This window comes from Bacillus sp. MT94, assembly GCF_058792475.1.
Genome location: NZ_JBXAEZ010000009.1, coordinates 168,809 through 191,651, shown reverse-complemented (window position 1 = coordinate 191,651; position 22,843 = coordinate 168,809). Strand labels below are relative to the sequence as shown.

The 22,843-nt window shown below is 32.7% G+C and carries 27 protein-coding genes and 2 pseudogenes; 10 read left to right on the top strand and 19 right to left on the bottom strand.

Features of this window, described 5'->3' with window-relative positions; translation table 11 throughout:
• Window positions 1–17 precede the first annotated feature (17 nt).
• The 5 genes and pseudogenes from AC1Q51_RS25420 to AC1Q51_RS25400 all read right to left on the bottom strand — a co-directional run.
• Complete coding sequence (locus AC1Q51_RS25420; protein ID WP_000891986.1) at window positions 18–359, bottom strand: DUF1048 domain-containing protein; 342 nt, start codon at window positions 357–359, stop codon at window positions 18–20.
• Between the two features lie 75 nt (window positions 360–434).
• Window positions 435–755, bottom strand: coding sequence for a PadR family transcriptional regulator (locus AC1Q51_RS25415; protein WP_000429488.1), 321 nt, complete (start codon window positions 753–755; stop codon window positions 435–437).
• Window positions 756–1,241: 486 nt separating this feature from the next.
• Window positions 1,242–2,528: a hydroxylamine reductase gene (gene hcp / locus AC1Q51_RS25410; protein ID WP_097924232.1), complete on the bottom strand. Its 1,287-nt coding sequence runs from the start codon at window positions 2,526–2,528 to the stop codon at window positions 1,242–1,244.
• A gap of 701 nt (window positions 2,529–3,229) precedes the next feature.
• Window positions 3,230–4,003 carry a BcII family subclass B1 metallo-beta-lactamase gene (gene bla2, locus AC1Q51_RS25405; protein WP_098235114.1) on the bottom strand — a complete coding sequence of 258 codons (774 nt, stop codon included), beginning with the start codon at window positions 4,001–4,003 and terminating at the stop codon, window positions 3,230–3,232.
• 137 nt (window positions 4,004–4,140) lie between these two features.
• A pseudogene (locus AC1Q51_RS25400) lies at window positions 4,141–4,221 on the bottom strand (GH25 family lysozyme); the annotation flags it as partial.
• Between the two features lie 92 nt (window positions 4,222–4,313).
• Here AC1Q51_RS25400 and AC1Q51_RS25395 point away from each other — a divergent pair.
• Window positions 4,314–4,604 carry a DUF3784 domain-containing protein gene (locus AC1Q51_RS25395; RefSeq protein ID WP_000171773.1) on the top strand — a complete coding sequence of 97 codons (291 nt, stop codon included), beginning with the start codon at window positions 4,314–4,316 and terminating at the stop codon, window positions 4,602–4,604.
• A gap of 28 nt (window positions 4,605–4,632) precedes the next feature.
• On the opposite strand, the gene AC1Q51_RS25390 is transcribed toward AC1Q51_RS25395, so the two are convergent.
• Window positions 4,633–4,914 carry a hypothetical protein gene (locus AC1Q51_RS25390; RefSeq protein WP_000397724.1) on the bottom strand — a complete coding sequence of 94 codons (282 nt, stop codon included), beginning with the start codon at window positions 4,912–4,914 and terminating at the stop codon, window positions 4,633–4,635.
• A gap of 132 nt (window positions 4,915–5,046) precedes the next feature.
• Here AC1Q51_RS25390 and AC1Q51_RS25385 point away from each other — a divergent pair, with 132 nt between their 5' ends.
• Together AC1Q51_RS25385 and AC1Q51_RS25380 are read left to right on the top strand one after the other, a co-directional pair.
• Complete coding sequence (locus AC1Q51_RS25385; RefSeq protein WP_000819665.1) at window positions 5,047–5,241, top strand: hypothetical protein; 195 nt, start codon at window positions 5,047–5,049, stop codon at window positions 5,239–5,241.
• A 100-nt stretch (window positions 5,242–5,341) separates the two neighbouring features.
• Complete coding sequence (locus AC1Q51_RS25380; protein WP_075718543.1) at window positions 5,342–6,379, top strand: serine hydrolase domain-containing protein; 1,038 nt, start codon at window positions 5,342–5,344, stop codon at window positions 6,377–6,379.
• A gap of 36 nt (window positions 6,380–6,415) precedes the next feature.
• On the opposite strand, the gene AC1Q51_RS25375 is transcribed toward AC1Q51_RS25380, so the two are convergent.
• The 4 genes from AC1Q51_RS25375 to yeiL all read right to left on the bottom strand — a co-directional run bounded on the left by AC1Q51_RS25375 (window position 6,416) and on the right by yeiL (window position 9,198).
• Entirely contained in the window at window positions 6,416–6,664 is a 249-nt protein-coding gene (locus AC1Q51_RS25375; protein ID WP_000666948.1) for a hypothetical protein, read from the bottom strand.
• Window positions 6,665–6,944: 280 nt separating this feature from the next.
• The gene (locus AC1Q51_RS25370; protein ID WP_000566228.1) at window positions 6,945–7,988 is read right to left on the bottom strand and encodes a flavin-containing monooxygenase; all 1,044 of its coding nucleotides are present in this window, start codon (window positions 7,986–7,988) and stop codon (window positions 6,945–6,947) included.
• Between the two features lie 150 nt (window positions 7,989–8,138).
• Window positions 8,139–8,492, bottom strand: coding sequence for a glyoxalase superfamily protein (locus AC1Q51_RS25365; protein WP_000632403.1), 354 nt, complete (start codon window positions 8,490–8,492; stop codon window positions 8,139–8,141).
• A 13-nt stretch (window positions 8,493–8,505) separates the two neighbouring features.
• Entirely contained in the window at window positions 8,506–9,198 is a 693-nt protein-coding gene (gene yeiL, locus AC1Q51_RS25360; protein WP_000754830.1) for a transcriptional regulator YeiL, read from the bottom strand.
• 108 nt (window positions 9,199–9,306) lie between these two features.
• Here yeiL and AC1Q51_RS25355 point away from each other — a divergent pair, with 108 nt between their 5' ends.
• From AC1Q51_RS25355 to AC1Q51_RS25345, 3 genes are all read left to right on the top strand, one after another.
• A complete protein-coding gene (locus AC1Q51_RS25355; RefSeq protein ID WP_009326661.1) occupies window positions 9,307–9,753 on the top strand; it encodes a DMT family transporter in 447 nt (148 codons plus the stop codon).
• Window positions 9,754–9,766: 13 nt separating this feature from the next.
• Window positions 9,767–10,231, top strand: a complete 465-nt coding sequence (locus tag AC1Q51_RS25350) for a DMT family transporter (protein ID WP_492331792.1) — start codon at window positions 9,767–9,769, stop codon at window positions 10,229–10,231.
• Between the two features lie 89 nt (window positions 10,232–10,320).
• Entirely contained in the window at window positions 10,321–10,815 is a 495-nt protein-coding gene (locus AC1Q51_RS25345; protein ID WP_000901701.1) for a hypothetical protein, read from the top strand.
• A gap of 40 nt (window positions 10,816–10,855) precedes the next feature.
• Here AC1Q51_RS25345 and aiiA read toward each other — a convergent pair whose 3' ends face one another.
• The gene (aiiA, locus tag AC1Q51_RS25340) at window positions 10,856–11,608 is read right to left on the bottom strand and encodes a quorum-quenching N-acyl homoserine lactonase AiiA (protein WP_492331791.1); all 753 of its coding nucleotides are present in this window, start codon (window positions 11,606–11,608) and stop codon (window positions 10,856–10,858) included.
• A gap of 166 nt (window positions 11,609–11,774) precedes the next feature.
• Here aiiA and AC1Q51_RS25335 point away from each other — a divergent pair.
• Window positions 11,775–11,882 (top strand): annotated as a pseudogene (locus tag AC1Q51_RS25335) (zinc-binding alcohol dehydrogenase family protein); the annotation flags it as partial.
• 175 nt (window positions 11,883–12,057) lie between these two features.
• Here the strand turns inward: AC1Q51_RS25335 and AC1Q51_RS25330 are convergent.
• Both AC1Q51_RS25330 and AC1Q51_RS25325 read right to left on the bottom strand, forming a co-directional pair.
• The gene (locus tag AC1Q51_RS25330) at window positions 12,058–13,449 is read right to left on the bottom strand and encodes an amino acid permease (protein WP_001284410.1); all 1,392 of its coding nucleotides are present in this window, start codon (window positions 13,447–13,449) and stop codon (window positions 12,058–12,060) included.
• Window positions 13,450–13,986: 537 nt separating this feature from the next.
• Window positions 13,987–15,186, bottom strand: a complete 1,200-nt coding sequence (locus AC1Q51_RS25325) for a multidrug effflux MFS transporter (protein ID WP_063245696.1) — start codon at window positions 15,184–15,186, stop codon at window positions 13,987–13,989.
• Window positions 15,187–15,583: 397 nt separating this feature from the next.
• Between AC1Q51_RS25325 and AC1Q51_RS25320 the strand changes: the two genes are divergently transcribed.
• Window positions 15,584–16,150 (top strand): DUF5823 family protein, encoded by a 567-nt coding sequence (locus AC1Q51_RS25320; protein ID WP_000570038.1) that lies wholly within the window; start codon window positions 15,584–15,586, stop codon window positions 16,148–16,150.
• 43 nt (window positions 16,151–16,193) lie between these two features.
• Here the strand turns inward: AC1Q51_RS25320 and AC1Q51_RS25315 are convergent, their stop codons facing one another.
• From AC1Q51_RS25315 to AC1Q51_RS25305, 3 genes are all read right to left on the bottom strand, one after another.
• The gene (locus AC1Q51_RS25315) at window positions 16,194–16,418 is read right to left on the bottom strand and encodes a hemolysin XhlA family protein (protein ID WP_000390469.1); all 225 of its coding nucleotides are present in this window, start codon (window positions 16,416–16,418) and stop codon (window positions 16,194–16,196) included.
• A gap of 310 nt (window positions 16,419–16,728) precedes the next feature.
• Complete coding sequence (locus AC1Q51_RS25310; protein ID WP_071731231.1) at window positions 16,729–17,007, bottom strand: hypothetical protein; 279 nt, start codon at window positions 17,005–17,007, stop codon at window positions 16,729–16,731.
• Window positions 17,008–18,031: 1,024 nt separating this feature from the next.
• Window positions 18,032–18,412: a hypothetical protein gene (locus AC1Q51_RS25305; RefSeq protein WP_000608950.1), complete on the bottom strand. Its 381-nt coding sequence runs from the start codon at window positions 18,410–18,412 to the stop codon at window positions 18,032–18,034.
• 572 nt (window positions 18,413–18,984) lie between these two features.
• Here AC1Q51_RS25305 and AC1Q51_RS25300 point away from each other — a divergent pair.
• Window positions 18,985–19,728 (top strand): SDR family NAD(P)-dependent oxidoreductase, encoded by a 744-nt coding sequence (locus AC1Q51_RS25300; RefSeq protein ID WP_000768026.1) that lies wholly within the window; start codon window positions 18,985–18,987, stop codon window positions 19,726–19,728.
• A 112-nt stretch (window positions 19,729–19,840) separates the two neighbouring features.
• On the opposite strand, the gene bshB2 is transcribed toward AC1Q51_RS25300, so the two are convergent.
• Both bshB2 and AC1Q51_RS25290 read right to left on the bottom strand, forming a co-directional pair.
• Window positions 19,841–20,503: a bacillithiol biosynthesis deacetylase BshB2 gene (gene bshB2 / locus AC1Q51_RS25295; protein WP_000439487.1), complete on the bottom strand. Its 663-nt coding sequence runs from the start codon at window positions 20,501–20,503 to the stop codon at window positions 19,841–19,843.
• Window positions 20,504–20,518: 15 nt separating this feature from the next.
• Window positions 20,519–20,869: a YojF family protein gene (locus AC1Q51_RS25290; protein WP_000407045.1), complete on the bottom strand. Its 351-nt coding sequence runs from the start codon at window positions 20,867–20,869 to the stop codon at window positions 20,519–20,521.
• A 262-nt stretch (window positions 20,870–21,131) separates the two neighbouring features.
• On the opposite strand from AC1Q51_RS25290, the gene AC1Q51_RS25285 reads away from it, so the two are divergent.
• Window positions 21,132–22,457, top strand: coding sequence for an ArsB/NhaD family transporter (locus tag AC1Q51_RS25285; RefSeq protein ID WP_000437985.1), 1,326 nt, complete (start codon window positions 21,132–21,134; stop codon window positions 22,455–22,457).
• Between the two features lie 71 nt (window positions 22,458–22,528).
• Here AC1Q51_RS25285 and AC1Q51_RS25280 read toward each other — a convergent pair whose 3' ends face one another.
• A complete protein-coding gene (locus tag AC1Q51_RS25280) occupies window positions 22,529–22,756 on the bottom strand; it encodes a coiled-coil domain-containing protein (RefSeq protein ID WP_001047523.1) in 228 nt (75 codons plus the stop codon).
• Between the last annotated feature and the right edge of the window lie 87 nt (window positions 22,757–22,843).

Sequence of the window (22,843 nt, the reverse complement as noted above, 5' to 3'; positions counted from 1 at the left end):
GGTACTACTTATTCCATTTATTTTTTTCTCAATTTCTTCATAATACTTTCATTCAAATCTTCACGATACTTGGAGACGTAAGTTTTAGCATTTGCCACTAGTTCGTCAGCAAAGGAAGCCACGTCATCCCCAGTAATGTCAAGCACTTGTCTTCCTTCCGCTGCACCCGCTTCGAACAAATCGATTAATTCATACTGTATGTGTAACATATCCATCCCGTTACCCGCTGAAAAATTCCACATGTAGTTTTGAATTTTCTTAAATACAAATTGGTAGTCCTCTGGCAGAGCCTCAACTCGTGCCATCATCATTTTGTACTCTTTTTTATCACCAATTAACTTTTTGAACATTTCTAACATCTTATTTTCCTCCTTTTTTATAAAACCGAACAAGAAATTCTCAAAATATCGGCCGGAACATTTTATCTTATGAACCTATTTTGACTTCAAGACGTTAATTTTTGACGATACAAAATCCCATTTTTTCCAAAACAATTCAAGCTCCTGGCGGCCTTCTTCATTTAATGAATAAAACTTACGAGGCGGTCCCATATCTGATGGTTTCTTTTCAATATTCACAAGCTTTTTCTTCTCTAATCGTACGAGGATGGTATACACCGTACCTTCCACAACTTCGGTAAACCCAAGATCATTCAGGTGGCGGGTAATCTCATAGCCATACGTTTCACGGCGACTAATGATTTCCAGTACACACCCTTCCAGTGAACCTTTCAGCATTTCAGTTAAATTTTCCATGTCCTGATCCTCCTTTACCCCCTATTCTGTCTGACTTATATTCAGTATCACAGAGTACTAAGGCGAATTTTTTACTGAACAGTTTTGTGAATCCGAACTATTCAGTATCACTTATTACATCTACATTGTATGACTAAGTAGTTATGGATGTCAACTGATTTTCAAATTTTTTCTAAAATCCGCTATTACCTATTGTCTACTGAAAATATTTTGAGAAACAACACTACTCAGTATTGCTTATTACAAGTACATTGTATGACTAAGTAGCGATGAATGTCAACTCGATTTTTATATTTTTTCTAAAATCAACTATTACCTATTCAATACCAGCCTATTTTCTTTTTTTATTTTGCCCCATACCTATCCCACTAAGAAAAGAAACTACCCCAAAACAAAAATTCTACATTTTTATTTTGGGGCGCTATACTATACCAAAGTTAATGAATATGGCTAGCTCTTCTTATTAATAAGACAGATCATTTTTTATTACGATAACATCATAGTCATATCTTCTGCTGCATTTGTAATTAGTTTTAAACCAAATGTTTCTTGTAATACATCAAGCACGCCAGGTGAAATAAATTCAGGAGCCTTTGGACCGATGCGAATATCTTGAATCCCAAGACTAAATAGCCCTAGTAAAATGGCAACTGCTTTTTGTTCAAACCATGATAGTACAATACTTACTGGCAATTCATTCACTTCACATTGAAAAGCATCAGCTAAAGCAGCCGCTATTTTCACTGTAGAAATTGAATTATTGCACTGTCCTAAATCAATGTAACGCGGAATTTCTGTACCAGGTACAACACCGTAATCCACATCATTAAAGCGGAATTTCCCGCAAGAAGTTGTTAAAATAACCGTTTCTGGCGGAAGTGACGTTGCTAATTCACGATAATATTCTCCGCCTTTTCCCGGTGCATCACAACCGGCGATAACAAAGAAACGCTTTATTTTCCCCTCTTTTACTGCATCAATAATTTCTGGAGCTAATGATAATACTGTATTATGATGAAACCCTGTCACTAACTGTTCATCCGACTCCATATGTACTTCTGGAAGTTCTAGTGCTTTTTGAATCAATGGTATAAAATCATCATTTTCAATTTTTTGTACACCTTCTAAACCTGCAATATCATATGAAAAGAATCGATCAGAGTATGATCCTTTAATTGGCATAACACAGTTCGTTGTCGCTAATATGGCACCAGTAAATTTTTCAAAAAGGCGTCTTTGATCATACCATGCCTTGCCGATGTTTCCTTTTAAATGTTTATATTTTTTCAGCTGCGGATATCCGTGTGCTGGTAGCATTTCAGAATGTGTATAAATATTAATGTCTTTTCCTTCTGTTTGCTTTAATAGTTCTTCTAGTGCAAATAAATTATGGCCCGTAACTACAATTGCTTTACCTTCTACACGATTTTGTGTAATTTGTACAGGCTCTGGCACACCAAAATGATTCGTATGTGCCTCATCCAATAACTCCATCACCCGTAAAGCTGATTTCCCGACTTTCATAGCCATATCAATATGCTCTTGTTCGTTAAAGTTAGAATTTGTTAATGTCATATATAAAGCTTCTTGTGTTGTAGCATCTACAAATGCATCCGTATACCCTAGCTGAGCAGCATGTGTGCGATAAGCTGCAATTCCTTTTAGCCCAAACACAATCGTATCTTGTAAACTCGCAATCGTTTCATTCTTGCCACAAACACCCATTACTTTACATCCGCCTGTTGGCGTTTGTTCACATTGATAACAAAACATATCATCCCACCCTCTCCCAATCATTCATTACATCTTAAGCATAATACCCATTGAAAAAAAGTGATGTGATATCAATCACAATAATATATAAAGATTTGTGACAGTTCATATTGTTGACATAATACTTTTATTGACATCCAAAAAATATACATTAGTGTGCACACATCTTTCGATACTTTTAAATAGCTAAATAATTAATTTGGAGAAATATATACAACGAAAAAAATTTTTTGAATCCCTTATACAAATAATTGCAATTCATCTCATATGAAAATAGCGTATTTTTTATTTTAAGGAACTATCATTTTTTTATTAAAGCCTTCATTGTAAACCTCTTTATTTACAATACATTTACACTATCTTAACATTACTTACATTATTTATATGATATATTTATATAGAAGCTACTTAAGAAATTTCATATACATTTTATCTTTATGATCTCTAATCTAATCAATAAAAAGATCATGTTATATTTTTATAACAGGGGTGAATTACGATGACTGAAACTTTAAAAACACTTATAATGCTTGATGCTACTTACGTTGTTATTGCAATTATGACAGTACTAGTATTTGTATACTTGGAATTAAAATCTCAGTAATATATGCTGACGTAATCGACAGATTCAGCATTTAAATATAGTTAGAAGAAAGAGAGGAGAAAATTATTTCTCCTCTCTTTTGTATTTCTACAATTTCTTATTTTAATAAATCTAATGTATGTAAAAGTAATCCCTTGTCTCCTACTTCTCCATGACCAGGTACTACCGAATTTATATTTCCATATCGCTTCAGCACATTCTCAATCGATGTAGACCATTCATTTACATACGCATCCGCAACATTTCCTAAATCTTTAGCTTCCGCAGATTTTACTAAACAGCCTCCAGCTAAAATTTGATATTGTGGCAACCAAACAACAATATTATCTTCTGTATGTCCTTTCCCTGGATAGAACGTTTCTACTTTTGTATTGCCAAACTTCAAACTCGTAATTGTTTGTAAATCTCCAAGCGGCTCTTCATATCCACTGTTCTTTGCTAGTTCTGCGGTTAATGCTGTACTATGCGCTTTAATGCCTCTTTCTTTCAACGTTTTTATTCCGCCAATTCGATCAGCGTGCGCATGTGTAATAATGACATCCGTTACGCGCTTCTGAAATTTCTTTTCTACCATTTCTATTAGTTCCTTCGTTAATTTGTCATCCCAAGAAGAATCCACAAGTACTAACCCTTTAGAAGTATTAAGAACTAGACCGTTCGAAGGAACTGCTTCTCCATTAAAAGAACCTAACTCCGTATGAACCCATACATTCTTGTTTAACTGAGATATTGAAATGGTTCCCGTCTCATTTTTTATTACTGTTTTCTCTACCTTTTGTGATGCTTGTACAGAAGAAATTGTGCTAACAAATTGAATTGTTCCTAGTAAACCTACACATAATCCTACTTTTAACAACGTATTCTTTTTCATGTCATCAACCCTTTCTTTCAAGCCAAATAGTTATTACCTATATTAGACAATTCATCTCAAATGTTTGTTCCATCTTCATTTGCATACTTTTATGTAATTAACAAAAAAAGCGTACAAAATTTTGTACACTTTAAAACTTAATCTTTCATTCCATAATTCTCAAACTCTTCCTCATTCCCATAAAATACATTTAAATCAATATACTTTTCTTTTCTATTTTTCTATTACACTTAAAACCAAAATTATATTTTGTTAAATTATAACATTCGGACTATAATTTATTTATAGCCCATTAACGGAGGTGTTTGCAATGACTCTCTTCGCTTCACCAACATTATTTATAGTAGCAATCATTTCATTTGCACTAGCTTATTTCATCGGAGTAAAGCAGTACACTTGGCTCTTATCAGGATTCAACGAACGCCGCGTGCCTGATAAAGTGAAACTATCAAAAATAGTAGGTCTTTATAATTTAATTGCTGGTGTCATTGCGACAATCGGTAGTGTCTTCACTACGCCTAATGTCACAATCGTTATTCCTATCACTCTAATTGGACACTTTATAATCGCGGCTTATGTAAATACACGCATGGTGCAGTAAAAAAGATCACCCAAATGGATGATCTTTTTTATAATTTATCAACATATTGCTTCGCTTCTAGTAAGGAAAAACCAAAAGCTTCTCTTACTCTCTTAACTGCTGTAATTTTTTTGCCTTCTTCTACAAGCTGGCGTAGTTCTTTATTAATTTCAGGTTCTCTTTCTATAATTCCCATTTCTTTCGTAATTAATTGTAATCTATCTTCAATTCTCTTTAAACGCGCATCATTTTTCTTTTCAATTGTAGTTAATTTTTCAGCGATATAAATGAAACCAACAGCTACTATCAGTATAACCATCCAGAATTCCATGAATGTTCCCCCTTACTAACTTTCATTTGCTTTATTCCACTAACTTATGTAAATTTTACCACAATAAACATTTAATGTATAATATCACTATATCAAACTGTTAATAAAACCTATTATTTTAGGGGACACTTTATGAAAAGATTTTTAAATACGTTACTTCAATTTGTAGTTCTTTCAATCGTGCTACATTCGTTATTTGATATAGTTGGTTGGCTTGTTTTCAATGCACCAATTAAAAACAAACAAATCATCATTTCTTTAATAACAATCTCATGGGTTATGTACATGTACCGAGACAAATTTTTTCAAAAGTTCACTTCAAACTAACTAAAAAAGAAAACACTTCATTGGTGAATGACGAAGTGTTTTCTTTTTTTTACTACTGTATAATAAAAATACTATTCTGTCTTTAAAGAAAGGAGTCACCATGAACTTAAAAAGTAGCAATATATACGAGAAAATGAACCAATATTCCGTTGCAGGTTTAAGCCTCGCTGTTATATGTAATGGCAAACTAGATGAAGCGACTGCCTTTGGAACACTTGAAGCTGGAACAACTAGAGCTGTTACTACAAATTCTCTCTTTAATTCTTGTTCTATCAGCAAATTCATCACTACAATGCTCGTACTAATGTTATCAGATCAAGAAATCTTGCATTTAGACGAAGACGTAAATGATAAACTCACATCTTGGAACATTCCTACTAATCTATTTACTTCACAAAAAAGCATCACTTTGAGAAACTTATTAAGCCATCAATCTGGACTCATTGATCCACCTAATAGTTTTGAACATTATACACCTGCAAAAGGCTTACCTAATATGTCTGAGCTCCTTTCCGGTAAAACACTATATTGCCCCGTACCTATAGAGGTAACTTATAAACCAGAAAGTGAATTTCACTACTCAGACGCAAACTTTTGTATAATCGAACTACTACTAGAAGATATTACAGGAAGATTATTTAGTCAGTTATTAGAAGAACACATCTTCCAGCCATTACAAATGAAAAATAGTACACTTTTTTCTCCAAAAGACATAGATAAAACCGATGTTTTTGCTTGCGGACATAATAAAGATAGAACTGTAACAAATGAGAAGTATCCATTTTATCCATTCGCAGCTGCTTCAGGTATTTGGACAACACCAACTGACTTATCAGCTTTAGTTATTGAAATCATTCATTCCTTACAAGGAAAGGGCAAACTAAAACTTTCTCAAAAATTAGTAATAGACATGATTTCTCCTCAAGGTTGCTCAAAATGGACTGGATTAGGTGTTTTTCTAGATGATTCTAATGAAGAATTACAGATTTATTCACTCGGATGGGGCGTTGGATTTCAATGTATGATGGTTTGTTATCCATACTGCGGGAATGGTGCTGTTATTATGACTAATTCCGATTTAGGTGTTCATCAAATGGAAGGGATCATTGGTGAGGTTGTAAAAACGTTATCCTTATAATGAAAATAAAGAAGCTGTTCCTTCCAGCTTCTTTATCTATATAACATTTTTCGCAACAATTTTTATATGTTCTGGTGCGATAATCTCCGTTATACTTTCTTGGAAATCTTCCCGCAACATTTCTTCCAAATGTTCTAACTGCACTTCAACATGAGTGCATTCTAAATTATGTATATTTAACAGTGCATAATGATCTTTTTTCTTAATTACTAAATATTGATTTTCCTCTGTCACAAGTACAGAACCTAATCGGACTCCTAGTAAGCGTTGATCATCAAACTTCATAATTACTTCTCCTTCCCTCATATAAACAAAATTACAATGAAAATAATTACATTTATGGAAAAACACGCTTATTTAGACTATATCATAATTTACTAAAATAGAAATATCTTTTTCTGTTTTAATAAAAATCCCTATTTTTTCATATATTTCGATACAAAAAACTTTCTCAACATTAAATTTGAATTTTCAGTTTTTAATTCTATAAAAATCTATTATAATAAAGTTAATAAATGTTTGACCTCTCCTAATTCATGTACATATGGATGATCAGTAGTTATTGCTACTGATCTATTTTTTTGATTTCAGAAAGTACATACTCTGCATCCTTTCCTACACCACAAATAAGTGCGGAACCCCTTTGAGATTGCCATGGTAAACCGATATAATACAATCCTTTTACTGGACTGATTCCCTTTATATGATTAGGAAATCCTTTCTCATTCACTGCCTGTTCAATTTCAATCCAATTATAATTTTGAACAAAACCAGTTGACCATATAATGCTTTCTGCACTATAAGTATCACCATTCTGAAACATAATGTTATTTCCTGATGCACTTACTACTTTTTCTTGCAGTTTGATTGCTCCATTACGAATAAGTTTCTTACCTTCAAAACCGAAAATAGGGTCCTTTCTCTTCTGGAACCATCTTCCCCTCTTTGTATTTATTTCAGCGTACAATAAACCCACTTTTTCTAGCAGATTAAAAATACTTTTTCCAAAAAGTTGTAACGGTAAAAACGTTAAAGGATGACTAATAGACACCGTAACTTCATGAGTCTTTGCCAGTTCTACTGCAATTTGCATTCCTGAATTCCCACCACCTACTACTAGTACTTTTTCCTTAGGAATTTGTGATGGTGATTTATATTGTGATGAATGTATTTGAAAAATATGTGATGATAGATTTGCTGAAACTGAGGGAATAAACGGTTGCTGAAAAGCACCTGATGCGATAATAACTTTTTTCGTTTGTAAAACTTCTGTAGGAGTATGTAATTCAAATATTTCTTTTTCTTTCTTTATTTTTAGAACTTCCGTTTGTAATTGTACCGGTAATTGAAAATGTCTTGCATATTCTTCTAAATAAGTTGCAATTTCATCTTTATATGGAAATTCATTTTTTTCACCTATTAACGCCATACCCGGCAAGCTACTGTAAGACCTTGGGGTAAAAAGCTGCAAAGAATCATATCGATTTCTCCATGAATCACCAACTTGTTTTCCTGCCTCAAGTAATAAAAAATTATACCCTTCTTGCTTCAAGTAATATCCCATTGTTAATCCAGCTTGACCCGCTCCAATAATAATTAGGTCTATCATTCTAATCCCTCCTTCTCTTAAACGTATGAATACTTGTTCATATATTCATACGTTTCCATAATCATAACATTTTATTTTTATATAATTCAATATCTACTCAAAATAAAAAAGAGCAGTTCACTGCTCTATGAACTACTCTTCATTCCATTTCTACAATTTTTCCTCGTATAGTGTAATTCTATTTGAAAACGGATCAATTACAGTTAATTCAATTGTACCCCAAGGTGTTTTTTCTATATTCGGCTTCGAATAAGCATATTCTTTACTTAATAATACAGAATGATAATCCTTTACATCATCTATTTTAATCCGAATCGCACCACCTGGTGAGGCATCACCATGATGTTCTGATAAATGTATCACAGCATCCTGTAACGAAATTTGCAAATATAATGGCATATTTTCCTCATACCGATGTTCCCAATCCAGTTTAAATCCTAAAAAACCTAAGTAAAATAGTTTTGCTTTTTCAATATCAAAAATTCTAAATATAGGTGTTATCATTTATACTCTCCTCCTATTTATAAACATCTGCTGCCAATTCTCTCAAAACATCCACGTTTACTACTTCATAGCATCCATCGTTCTTCTTTATTATCTCTTTATCACAAAAAATATTTAATGTTCGCAACAAATGCCGATAGCTCGTTCCTAACAATTCCGCTATTTCCGTTAAATTCCCACTAAATACAATTCTATTTTCATGCTGAACTGCTCGTTCCCCTGCTGCTAACATGTAACTCGCAAGTCTATTTTCAAGCGGATACAATAAATTAATTGTACTATTTTTTGAAAGTCGATTTAACTTATGTGCTAACGATCCACAAATACATCTTAAAAATTTCGCATCATGAAATAGCTGATTTCTCACTTTTCCTAATGGTAAACCAACACAATATGAATCTGCCATTACTTGTACATTTGAAGTAATCCTTTGGGAATGAATTAACTCCACATCTCCAAGTAACTGCAAACTATCATAAAAACACAGTAATACGGATTTCCCGTTACTTAATGTGTTAAACGCTTTCGCTTTTCCTTCAACAAAGAAATATAAATAATCTATCTCTTCATTTTCTCTACAAATAAACTCATTCTTTTTAAAAAATATAAGTTCCATATATGGCTTCATATCATGACTAAAAAATGAATCAATATTATTTTTCTTCATATACTCTGCTAATTTAATAGAATTACATACTTTCTTCATAGTTCCCCACCTTTACAACTCATCCCCATTGTAATCAAAATTTTCTTCTTCCACTATGACATATGTCATAACAATACACAATTTCAGCATGATACAGTCATTACAAATATGAAATACAAAGGGGATATTACATTGTATAACTTTCTTTCTGTCTTTATTGGTGTGCTCATCGCCGTTATGCTTCCATTGAATGGGATTTTATCTGAGTTAATTGGCAAGTACACAGCAAGCGTTGTCATTCACCTTGTCGGTTTAATTGCAGTTATTTTCATTTTAATCTTAAACAAACATAAAATTCATTTCGATAAAAGTATTCCGCTTTTTTTATATAGCGCTGGAGCGATTGGAGTATTCACTGTTCTTTTTAACAATATAAGTTTCTCCGTCCTTGGTGCCTCTATTACGATCGCATTAAGTTTACTCGGCCAATCCATTGCTTCCATTATTATTGATCATTTCGGCTTATTAGGAATGAAAGTTGCAAAGTTTGAAAAGAAAAAACTAATTGGATTATGTTTCATCTCTTCTGGAATTATAATCATGACAATTTATTAATGGGGGCAAGAAAATGTTATATATTACGATCGCTATTTTAGCTGGTGTTTCTATCGTTGTTGCTAGAATTATTAACGCGAATTTAGCAAAGGAAATTGGAAACTGGGAAGGCACGTTTTTCAATTATATTACTGGATTATTTTTCTCTATGTTATTTTTAATTTTCAGTTCAGATTCATTGTATATCCCTATTCATAAGTTGCAATCTATTCCTATCGACGTATACTTAGGCGGATTAGTAGGAGTTATCGTTATTTCATTATCCAACTATATTACTCCTAAAATATCAGCCTTTTATTTAACATTACTCATCTTTATCGGACAATTATTTGCGGGGACTATTATTGATTTCTTCCTGACAAATGAACTCTCAATTGGTAAAGTTATCGGTGGCATTTTCGTATTAATTGGGCTCACTTACAATTTACTCATAGATCGCCCGATAAAAACTGTGAAGCATAACCAAGTTCAACTATAATACTTTACGCTTACCTATCATATATTAATAGAAAAGCTCTTCACACGAAGTAATAGAGAGGAGAAAATCCTATTAAAAAAATTATTTTATTGCTAGGTAGCGTATTAATTATTTCTGGAATTGCATGGTTTATAAACTCGGGAAAATCTATTCAAGATCTCTATACTGCAAATAAACCGAAAAAGAAAGCTACTATTATTTCAAGCTCGCGAGATCCAAATGAGCCCCCTGTTTTTTTAGGAAAACAGGAAATAAAAGATATACATGTAGAATCAATTAAAACAAAACAGGATATCTTTCTCACAAAAACAGATGAATTAAAAACGTTTATTAACAGTATGAATACCGCAAAAAAAGGGAAATTAACATTAGATGAAGAAGGATCAGACTTAATAGATTGTGATATGTGGATTACTTTCGAGGATGGAACTTATAAAAAATATTTCATATGGGTAGTTGATCATCACAGCAGCGAAGTGATGATTGCTCAGCAAGATACTCCTGATGATGTAAACCTTACGTACTATCAGTTAAACGAAGATAGTTCAAAAAAAGTTTATAATTTATTTAAAAAAATTATTTAAACGAAAAAGTCATGAGCACGCGAACTCATGACTTTTTGCACTATATATACTCCGGGAACACTCTACAACCCTTTTCCTGTTCTATATCATGACCAAAGAAAATAATTGGCTTCTCTTTCGTCACAACTTCTTTTAAACGTTTAATTGAAGATAAAGCTAATTCTGGATCAAATCCTGCGAACGGCACTTCATCTTCAAAATTTTCTTTCGTGTACGATGCATCAATTGTTAATAAAACTGAACCGGATTGCTCCGTCTCAATGAATAACGACTGATGGCCTGGAGAATGCCCTGGCGTATACAGTAATTGAACACCGGGTACCACTTCATAATCCCCTTCAATAATTTTGTAGTTCAAATGCGGTAATATACATTCTTTCATATATTCTTCTCTATGAAGTGCTGCCTCATATTCCGTTCGCTGCACAATAATCGGTGTATTTGTAAAAGCACCGTTTCCTCCTGCATGATCAAAATGTAAGTGAGAACTAATAATATATAGAAGGTCTTCTGGATCATACCCTACACGCTTTAAAATATTGACAATTCTATCTTCTTCAGTCATTTTCGGTAAAATCTGTCCCTCAACAAATGTACCGTTAAAAAGCCCTTCATTATTAACTGCACTTTCTGGCATACCAGTGTCTACTAAAATAGGACCTTCTTTCGTCTCCAAAAGATAACACCAAACCGGCAAGTTTAATAGTTTCCCCGGTGTTAACGTACTGTTAACAGACGCATGGTCCAACATGCAACGACCTGCTGGGATGAAATAAAGTTTCTTTACTGTCATTATGTATCCACCTTTACATTTAGTTTTGGATAAAGTAATACATTAAAAAATTCTTCTTTTTAGAAATAAACTCCTTCTAGACTATCAGTACAGCTTGCATAAAAAAGAGGGTATTTTTTTACATAGCAGTATTCCACCATCTATAATATAGAAGTAAAGAATTCTTACTTTAAATGAAACATTAACACCGATTAACGCTGAAAACTTAAAGAAAGCACATGCACTACTTGAAAGCGGGCACACCATTGGGAAAATCGTATTAGAGAAATTTTAATCATGATAGTGACAGATAGTATGTGAAATTATATTAACGATTTTTCGAATATATCTATCATAACGTACAATATATCAACGATTTTTCAAATATATCTATCACAAATCAAATTATATCGATTTATCGACAAATAGCAACAATATGAAAAGGCTGTTCCAGATGAACAGCCTTTTCTTTATTTACTTGAAATCTCTTTATTATTTTGAACGTCTAACGGAGCTCGCTTTCCTATTCCAAAAGCATAGAAACTAATTGTAACGATAGCTAAGAAAATAATACCTACAACTAATGAAATACGAGTATCATCGTTAAACCACATTCCGATTAATACCATAATTAAAAAGGCAATCGTTAAATAGTTTGTTACAGGAGCAAATGGCATTTTGAACGGATGATCTTTCATCTCTGCTCCCTTTTCTTTTCTAAAATTAATTTGACTAATTAAAATGACAAACCATGGTACCATACCAGGGAGTACACTCGCGCTATATACATATACGAATAAATTTTTCGGTGCGATGTAACTTAAAACAACACCAACCGCCAGACCGATAATTACGCCAACTGTACCGAATAAAGGTACACCATTTCCAGAAAGTTTCGTGAAATATTTCGGTGCTTGTCCATTTACACCTAACGTATAAAGCATACGTCCAGCACTATAAATACCACTATTACAACCAGACATTGCCGCTGTAATTACAACGAAGTTAATAAGTCCAGCTGCTGCCGTAATACCAACTTTCGCAAAAGTCGCTACGAACGGGCTACCAATTGTACTTAATTGATCCCACGGATATACAGTTACAATAACAAAAATAGCACCAATATAGAATATTAAAATACGCCAAATTGTACTTTGAATCGCTCTTGTAAGTGTCTTCTTCGGATTTTTCGCTTCGCCAGCAGTAATTCCGATTAATTCCACACCTTGATACGCTCCAACTACAAGTGATAATGCAAAGAAGAATCCTGAAAAACCACCTGTAAAGAAACCGCCATTTGACCAAAGATTAGATATGCCAATCGCTTCTCCACCGTTACCAATTCCAAAGAAAATAAGACCAAATCCCGCAATAATCATTAATAGAATCGTAACGATTTTAATCATCGCAAACCAAAATTCAAATTCACCAAATGACTTAACAGAAATTAAGTTAGCTGCGCCAAGAATGACCATTGCGATTATACCTGGTATCCAAGCTGGTAAGTCCGGGAACCAATATTGCATATACGCTCCAACCGCGATAATTTCTGACATCCCAACGATAACCCACTGGAACCAGTTACTCCAAGCTGTCATATAACCAGCTAGCGGATGAATATACTTATGACCGAACGTCGCAAATGAGCCTGTACTTGGCTCCATATACAACATTTCTCCCATGGCACGCATGATGAAGAAGATGAAAATACCTGCAATTGCATAAGCAAGCATTACTGACGGACCTGTCCATTTAATTGTGCTGGCTGACCCCATAAACAAACCAACACCAATCGTTCCGCCTAAAGCAATCATTTGAATATGACGTGCTTCTAAACCCCTTTTCAATTCTTTGTTTGCCACTTCACTTCCCCCTCTTAGATGATTCATAGCCGCATTTTAAAACAAGATGCTTTCGCCTAATTCCTTTCGGCTCTGAAAATGATGAAGCAAACGTCATTTTACACTAGCTTTAAAGCTATCCTAAAATCGTTTTGCGCTCCTAATAAAATTCTCAAAACCTTTCATCTTCCAATATTCTATAAATCTTAAAATTACTTACCTTATATTAATTCATTAATCTGAAAAATTCAATTATTTTTTCAATAAATTATTATACATAAGTCTGATTAATTTTTAACTAAATTAACAATAAAATACATCTATTCAATATGATTCCGGCATGTATATTATTACAATATAAATAACAGAGGAGAGCATTTCTTTCTCGGTTTCATATGTCAAATACTTCAACCTTTATAGTTGATAACGTAATTTCCCACACATTCGATTTATATACCAATGAGAAATTTAATATATTAATAAACTACTAACTTCTTTACCCCAGCCAAAATATAAAAGAGTCTCATTAAAAAATGAGACTCTTTTACAATTTCATATTTAAATCGATTTCGAAGTTTGCTTACCAAAGATAAATATCCTAGTAAACACTGCCATTATAACTACAATAACTAGAAAATAAAGTGGCATCACCAGTAACGAGCCCGTATGCAATTGACTCATTCCCCAAATTGTCATCGTTACAATTACATAGTATCCTAAGCTAAACAACGCTCCAGCTGTACCAATGACATCTTGAAAATCTACTAACGCTAAACTTAAACAATTAGGTAATGCTACTCCAATTCCTAATAGCAATATAAACATCGCTATTAAAAATACAACCATATATATTACATTCGGATTTGATCCCACAAACGTAATAACAGATAAAAGGATAGCTCCTCCTGTCATTACGAGACAACCGATATATATAATTTTCTCTGGTTTATAAGTAGCAAGTAAACGTTTTGAAATTTTCGCTCCAACAATAGAAGCAGATGCAACAACAATTCCTAGAAATCCATACATACTAGGCGATAATTGAAAATATTCAATAAAGATAAACGGCGCTTCTGCATAATAGCTAAATAAAACACCATTTGCTCCTCCAATTAACAGCCCATATGTTACCACTTTCGGATTTGTAATTAACCTCTTCAAGACTGAAAATACATTTATTTTATTCGTTACTGAGCCCGTTTTTGTTTCAGGAAGAGAAACAAACGTATACAGAAAAATACCGATACTCATAACTACTAAACTTAAAAATACTATTTTAAATCCAAACATTTGATCAAGAAAGCCACCAATTAACGGTCCTATCGCTGGTGTAAAAGCAATGACTGCCGAGATTTGAGCAAACATAACATGCCGCTTATGCCCTTCTACACTTTCCCGAAGAATCGTTTGTGTAACCACGGATCCTGCACTTGCTCCAAACGCTTGAATAAAACGACTTACCAATAAAACTTCAATGGAATTTGCAATATAGCATAAGAAACTCCCAGCGCCATATATTACAATTCCAAATAACATTGCTGGGCGACGGCCAATTATATCTGATAGCCATCCAATAAAAAATACACCTAAAGCAAATCCAGCAAAATACACACTAAGCGTTAACTGCACCTCATTATTACTTACATGTAACGCCTTTGAAATGTCCGGTAAAGACGGTGTGTAAATCGTTTCACTAATTTGCGGAAATGCGACAAGAACAATCATTAACAAAAGTGATGGTACTGAGACTTTTTTCATTTTTCATACCCTCCTATAACTTTGAAAATCCCAGAAATAAAAAGACTTTCCTTAGCTACGGAACAGGAGGGGCCATTATAGAAATCCGGTCATAAAACAACAAAGAAAACACCTCAATTACGTATGTTAATACTTATAGGAGGGTAATATTAACATCGATTTTTAAATATACTTTTTCAATTATATTACATATTACTTTTATTTTTCTAGTATTAACGTTCAAATGTTCTTTTTATATTAGTGAACAACTAATACACGCCATAGAAGATAACTACTTGATATAACCACCTTATTATGGAATAATTAGAAATAGTTTGAATCTGTAAACGTAATTATAAAATGATATACTCATATATTCCTAATGTCATAAAGCTGAACAAGTAGGAGGACTTTCGTAATGATTGAAATTTTAAGGACAGTAGTCAACTTTCTAATTTCTCTATTCTCAGGAGAATTACCATTTGTATATTATGTATGGATTATTACCCTATTCCTAATTCAAATAACCCAATCTACTCTAAACTATAAACTCTTTGACAAGAAAAACAATTTAAGCACTTATATATCGGAAGGATTACTTGCTTTTATTATTTTATTGTTTGGAGGAATATTAGTATCTAAGTTACTTGCTTACATAATAGACGATCCTACTATTAGTATGACGAATTTAACACATTATTTTGTTTCTCTTATCATATTAACTATATTTGTCGTAATAACCTGTGTTAAAGACTTTATAGAGACATCTATAAAGAATAAAAATATATCTCTTTTGAGCTTTTTAGTAATTTCCTTCATAACAAGTATACTTTCATTCAAGTTTTTATCACCTTTAATTGAAGGTTCTTTTTCTCTTTCTAAATCTTTTATCACCACTTTAATCATTCTTGTAACTATATCAATCCCTCTATTAATTTCCTTAGAGGATAAGTATGCAGACGAAAAGGAAACGGAAAATTTATAGTTTCTCATTTACATAAAAGAAAGAGGGAGCTCCCCTCTTTCTTTTAAATCATCCCTTTTAATATCAATCCTAAAACTGACATTATTATCGCACTAATAATAATTCGCAAAATCCAAGTAGTGTTTGTACTTATTTTTTCTAATTGCTTATTGATTGTTGCTATATCTTTCTCATTAATAGTAGTACGCGTTTCTAAATTTCGAATGTCTCTCATCATTTCTTTTTGCTCCGCCTTGAGACTGTCAATTTTAGCGTAAACATCTTCCATATATTCACACCCTCTGTTCATCTTAATAGAAAAATCTATATATATTATGAGACAACCCTCTTACCTGTGAATACATTGCGTATATCCGCGTACCAAATTTTTTGTACAATCTAATTGAATTACTCACATGTTTCCATTCTTCTATTTATAAATTAGCGTTAAGATAGATTAAAATTTAAAAAGGGACCCCTTGCTTATTTAACAACAAACAAAGTGCAATCCAACATTCGGGAGCACATACGATAATTTCTATTGTTTTCATCACCATTTTCATATTTACAACGCAATATAAATCCACTTTTTGAACTGTTTAAAGTATACTAATATGAATATGAAATAGCTGTATTGATAAACTCTCTAGAACAATAAATATACTGGCTGAAACAGATCTATATCCGATATTTTTTCCAGTAACATGTATGGTTATTTCTGATAAATGCGTTTGTACATCATTGTTTTCAAAAATTTCATCCTTAACCTTTACAATATCTGCTTCACAATCTACTTCTTTAAAAGTTTTCAATAATTTTGTTTCCAATAAACTACAATCAAAATTCTCATCTTTTATTACGGCAAATTTAACCTTCATATCGATTTCCCCATTTTTAACAAACTAAAATCACTAAATCAATATAAATATATATTATTCTATTAAATAATTCAAAATATATGTTTCTTATAAATCACTACTAAATATCAATTCTAAGGATTTAGATAAAAAAGAAAACAAATAAAGTGAAATTCTAATCAGTAGGTGGTTTGTCCATTCCCCGCTGATTATTTAGTTAAACCAATCGGACATTTAAGAGATTAAAAAATTACTCTTTCAATCACCAAGCTAATTAATAGATAATCCCCCTGTGCTCAGTGATTCAAAAAAATTTTTATTTTTAATTCATAGCTTCTGAGAACTTTTTGCTTTAATATTGATAAGTTGCTTCTTACATTCTGTAATATTGGAAATAACTATATAGTAAAACAAATTAACTATTAGGAGTGCTATTTATGTTTGATATACTTCGTCTCTTAATTATATTTCTCATTGCTATCTTTTTATTTTTCTCCATACTAATGGAGTTTAAAAAACCTCAAAAAAGTGTATTTTGGTTTTCAATTGAAGTCTTATCTCTTCTAGGGATTATAATGCTTTTTAAAGATTTTTTATCAAAAATATAACTTATTCCACGAATAATGACGTGTTTCAATACAATATCTTTATCTTTTGAACGATCTTATTTCTTAACACGGACTCTACCTCAAGTTGTCTTTTCTTTATAAAAAAATAGCCTGCCTATTTCCGTAGGCAGACTATATCTTTATTCCTCAATACAAAAGTATACTTTCTTTTTCACTCAAACTTTATGTAATGATACAGATTCCAAATAAATTATTGTCTTTTCTGTATTTTTATCATTGATTTTTTGTTCATAAATTCGTAACACATATAGATGAGTTATCATGCTAAAATTAGCTTATTCAAAAGAAGTTATTCTTAATGAATCGATAATTTTTAATACCCTGTTTAAAGCCTCGCCCCCCTGCGAGGCTTTTTCCTATTTAACTAGAGTAATGGTTATCAACTGTTACTATGCTGCTACGGATCCTACTTTTAGCTATTCAGTATCAGCACACGTAAAATTCTTTCCTCCATCATTTGATTTACAAACTGTATTTATCGATTTTTCGGTTATTTTTTCACTTTCATTAGAAACTTGATCTAAATTCATTCGATATAATTGTTCCGGATTTTCTTTTGAATTTCCTTCAATATGAATTGTATGATTGAACATCTCAGCCGTGAAGCTGCTAGATGTATTTATCATTTTTACTCCATTATTTTCACCTACATAGCGTTCAACTACTCTTTCGGCTTCTTTAAGTTGTTGAGATGTAGGATACGGTATAGATTCCGCTAAAATAACTACACCTACTAAATATGTAATATACAAACCACCTGCAATCAAGATAACTTTCTTTACTGTTTTATTAATCATGCTCTAACTCCCTTTTCTTATTTCTCTATTAATATATATAATTTATCTAATTTACATCAATTTCTTTTTAATACATAACATTCGTTTTACATTTTATAAAAAACACCTCTCTTACTAATTTTCAATTTGATAATATCATTTTTTTATTGTTTTTCAATAAATAATTATTATTAAGCGTTTTATTTTTACTGTTTTTTATTTTTGATTCAATTTAAAAACAAGTGACTTATTTAAGTCCACTACATCATCAGCAAGTTTGAAAATTTGTTAATTAATAAAATAAAAAGAGCAACTATATGTAGTCTCTCTCGTTCTATCTATGTAAATTAGTAGTTTAACTTCAGCACTCACTCTATTCAAGAATACTTTACTGAATATTCAATCTGATGATAAAATTGACCTAATTAATATTTTCTTCCATCACTGTATAAAAAATTACAATAAAAAAATAGCACTCTCACAATTAAGTAAACGCAAACTGTTTCTTCTATCTACTTACTATTTAAGGTTAATAATGATATAACCTGATTTAAAAATTCGACTTAAATTCATTAATGAATGGAGAGGTTTATATGAAATTAAAAGACAAAGTAGCAATCATAACTGGTGGTGCAAGTGGAATTGGCGAATCTACTGTTCGTCTTTTTATCAAAGAAGGTGCAAAAGTAGTTATTGCTGATTTTTCTGAACGTGGAAAAGAACTATCAGATGAATTGAATGCACATGGATACAATACGTTATTTATTAAAACCGATGTAACAAATGAGGCAGATATTAAACAGCTAATTCATGAGACAGTAAGTACATACGGTAAATTAGATATTATGTATGCAAATGCCGGCGTTGCTGATGATGCACCGGCAAACGAATTATCCTATGAAAAGTGGAAAAGAACTATTGATATTAATTTGTCTGGGGTATTCCTTTCTGATAAATATTCGATTGAACAATTTCTTAAACAAGGTACAGGTGGTGTCATCGTTAACGCTGGTTCGATTCATAGTTTTGTTTCATTACCTACCCCAACAGCATACTCCTCTGCAAAAGGTGGTGTGAAACTATTAACTCAAAATTTATGTACTGCCTACGCTAAATATGGAATACGTATTAATGCGGTGTGCCCTGGTTATATTGACACCCCTTTACTAGGTAGTGTTAATCCTCAACAAAAAGAATATTTAGCTTCACTTCATCCACAAGGCAGACTTGGAACACCAGAAGAAGTCGCTAAAGCTGTCTTGTTTTTAGCAAGTGATGATGCTAGTTTTGTTAACGGTACAACACTTCTTGTTGATGGAGGCTATACTGCACGTTAATTTAAAATTTTTGAAGCACCCTAAGAAATATATAGTCTTCAACAAGAAAAAGCACCATCACAAGTGACGGCGCTTTTTCTATGTAAGAGCAACTAGAAGGTATCCTTCTAGCCTACTCCCATTTATAAGTCCAAAACTGTTCAAGTTGCAGCCATTTTAATGTTGCTGCATCTTTGTTTTTTATTTTTGCATGCGTGTCTTCAAGCATTGCTTCTGTTTGTGAACGGTGCGCACCTAATGCAGTTAATTTATGATCAAATACTTCACTAATGTTATTTACAACATCCGGTTCTCCTAATACTGCTTCACGATTTTTCGTAATCGCAACAGCATGGATAACTGGGCGCTCTTCTTTTGGCATACGTGATACAGCGCGAACGACAGCGCGGCCAAATGCATTATGATCTGGATGTACACCGTGCTCTGGATAAAATGTAATAATTCGAGATGGATTTACTTCTTGAATGATTGCTTCAATTTTGTCAGCAACGAAATCAACATCTTCAAATTCTAACGTTTTATCATGGAAGCCAAGCATTCTTAAATCTTTAATGCCCATCGCTTCACAAGCATCTTTCAATTCTTTCTCACGGATATTTGGAATCGTTTCACGGTTAGCGAATACGTTCTTACCCATGTTACGTCCCATTTGTCCTAGAGTACCACATGCATATGTTACAGGTACTCCTTGATCTGTTAATAAGCGAATTGTTCCTCCCGCAGCATATGCTTCATCATCTGGATGCGGAAATACAACAAGTACATGTCTCTCCATAAGTTTCCCTCCTTCTTACTTAAATGGTGTTAAGCTTAACTCAAGTGCAACTGCTAAGCGACCTAAATTATCATGTCCAGCCAGTAATAAACGCTCTTGATCGTCTACTTCCCAGTGCGTAATACCTTCAGCATATACCCAACCGTGATCCATTTTCAGACCAACTCGGTATGGATTTGTTCCAGTTATCTTCCCGCGTTCAAAACGGATAATTGCATTTCGAATGAAAGCACCAACTGTCATCATCTTTTCATTTATGTGTGATGCATACGCTCCGTTTGTCGTTTCTAAATGAATATATACATCTTTATTTACAAAACGTTCAATTTCATTTTGAATAAGAGAACTATCTTTTACTATTTCCATCGGAATTCACCTCTTTAAACCATTTTACGCAAAAATAATGTAAATTGCTATCTCTATATTAGAGGACAACGCTCACTTTTCCTAATAATTTGCACTGTGTTTTTTATATTTTTTATATGATATGTAAAAAATACATTTTTTCCTTCACTTTGTTAAATAGTTTTCTTTCTTTTTTGAATTTGCTACAATATATTTTATCCCGTATTATTGCAGCGAGATACATTTCGACAATTGAATACATAATTTAAAGAAGGTGACATGATTGGAACAGTCAGCACATGAAGTAGCAAATTGGCAATATTATTTTGCAATTGCCGTATTTTTAATCACGTACGGATTTATTATTTCTGAGAAATTGAATCGTGCTGTAATCGCACTATTCGGTGCTGCTATTATGATTATTTTTGGAGTTGTAGATTTACATACTGCTTTCACATCACATATTCAATGGGAAACGATTACCCTTTTAATTGGGATGATGATTCTCGTACATATTACGAGTCAATCAGGCGTCTTTGAATTTGTGGCCATTAAAGCGGCAAAAGCAGCTGGCGGAAAACCGATTCGCATTTTATTATTACTATCCCTATTAACTGCTGTCGGATCAGCATTTTTGGACAATGTAACGACTGTTTTATTAATCGTTCCTGTTACATTATCCATTACACGTATTTTAAAAGTAAATCCTGTGCCTTATTTGATTTCAGAAGTGCTGTTTTCAAATATAGGCGGAACAGCAACATTAATCGGTGATCCACCTAATATTATGATTGGATCAGCAAACAAGCATTTAGACTTTAACGCCTTTTTACTTAACTTAGCTCCAATCGTAATTATTATTTCTATCGTGACACTTGGCATTATTTACTTCATGTATCGTAACAAACTAAAAACAACACCTGAACAAATCGAAAAACTAATGGCATTAAACGAAAAAGATTACATTAAAGATCAAAGCCTCCTTTTAAAATCTATTTCGATTTTAGGACTAACTATTTTAGGCTTCGTACTTCATTCGATTATTCATGTAGACGCTGCTGTTATCGCGATGACAGGCGCTACACTTCTTATGTTAATCGGTGTGAAAGAACATGATATTGAAGATGTATTTGCCCACGTTGAATGGGTAACCATTTTCTTCTTCGCCGGATTATTTGTTCTCGTTGGCGGGTTAATTGATATCGGACTTATCTCTTCACTTGCAAAAGAAGTAATCGACGTAACAAACGGTGACATCGGATTTGCATCTATACTTATTTTATGGGTATCTGGCATCGCATCTGCGACAATCGACAACATCCCATTTGTCGCAACGATGATTCCTCTTATTCAAGACTTAGCTACAGGACTCGGACTATCTGTCGATTCTCCGCAAATCGAAGTACTATGGTGGGCGTTATCTCTTGGAGCTTGCTTAGGAGGAAATGGAACGCTAATCGGAGCATCTGCAAACGTAGTCGTTGCTGGTATTGCAAAACGTGAAGGACATGCTTTCTCTTATATGGACTTCTTAAAAATTGGTTTACCATTAACTATTGTTGCACTCTTGTTATCACATGCTTATATATATTTACGTTATTTAATGTAAAAGTTGTATTGCATGAAATTATATCGTCAAATACAAAAGGTTTGCAGCATCGTGCTGCAAACCTTTTTTTATCACCAAAATATACCGATAATTGCTAATCCACCCAATATCATACCACCAATTTGTCCAACGATTGCTGGTGATAATTGAACACCTTTTCTTACTTCAACAACCGGTCTTTCATGCCTTAATTGCTGCACTTCGCTTTGCAGTTGATGTACACTTCCGTGTAATTCTTTAATTAATTCCTTTAATTCAGCGACCTCTTCATTTACTGGTTTACTTTTTTCTAAATTCATTTTTCATGACTCCTTATAAGTTCAATCAGTACATTGTAAAAATTCGCCAATTATCATTATATCTCCTGCATACTACATATATAATTT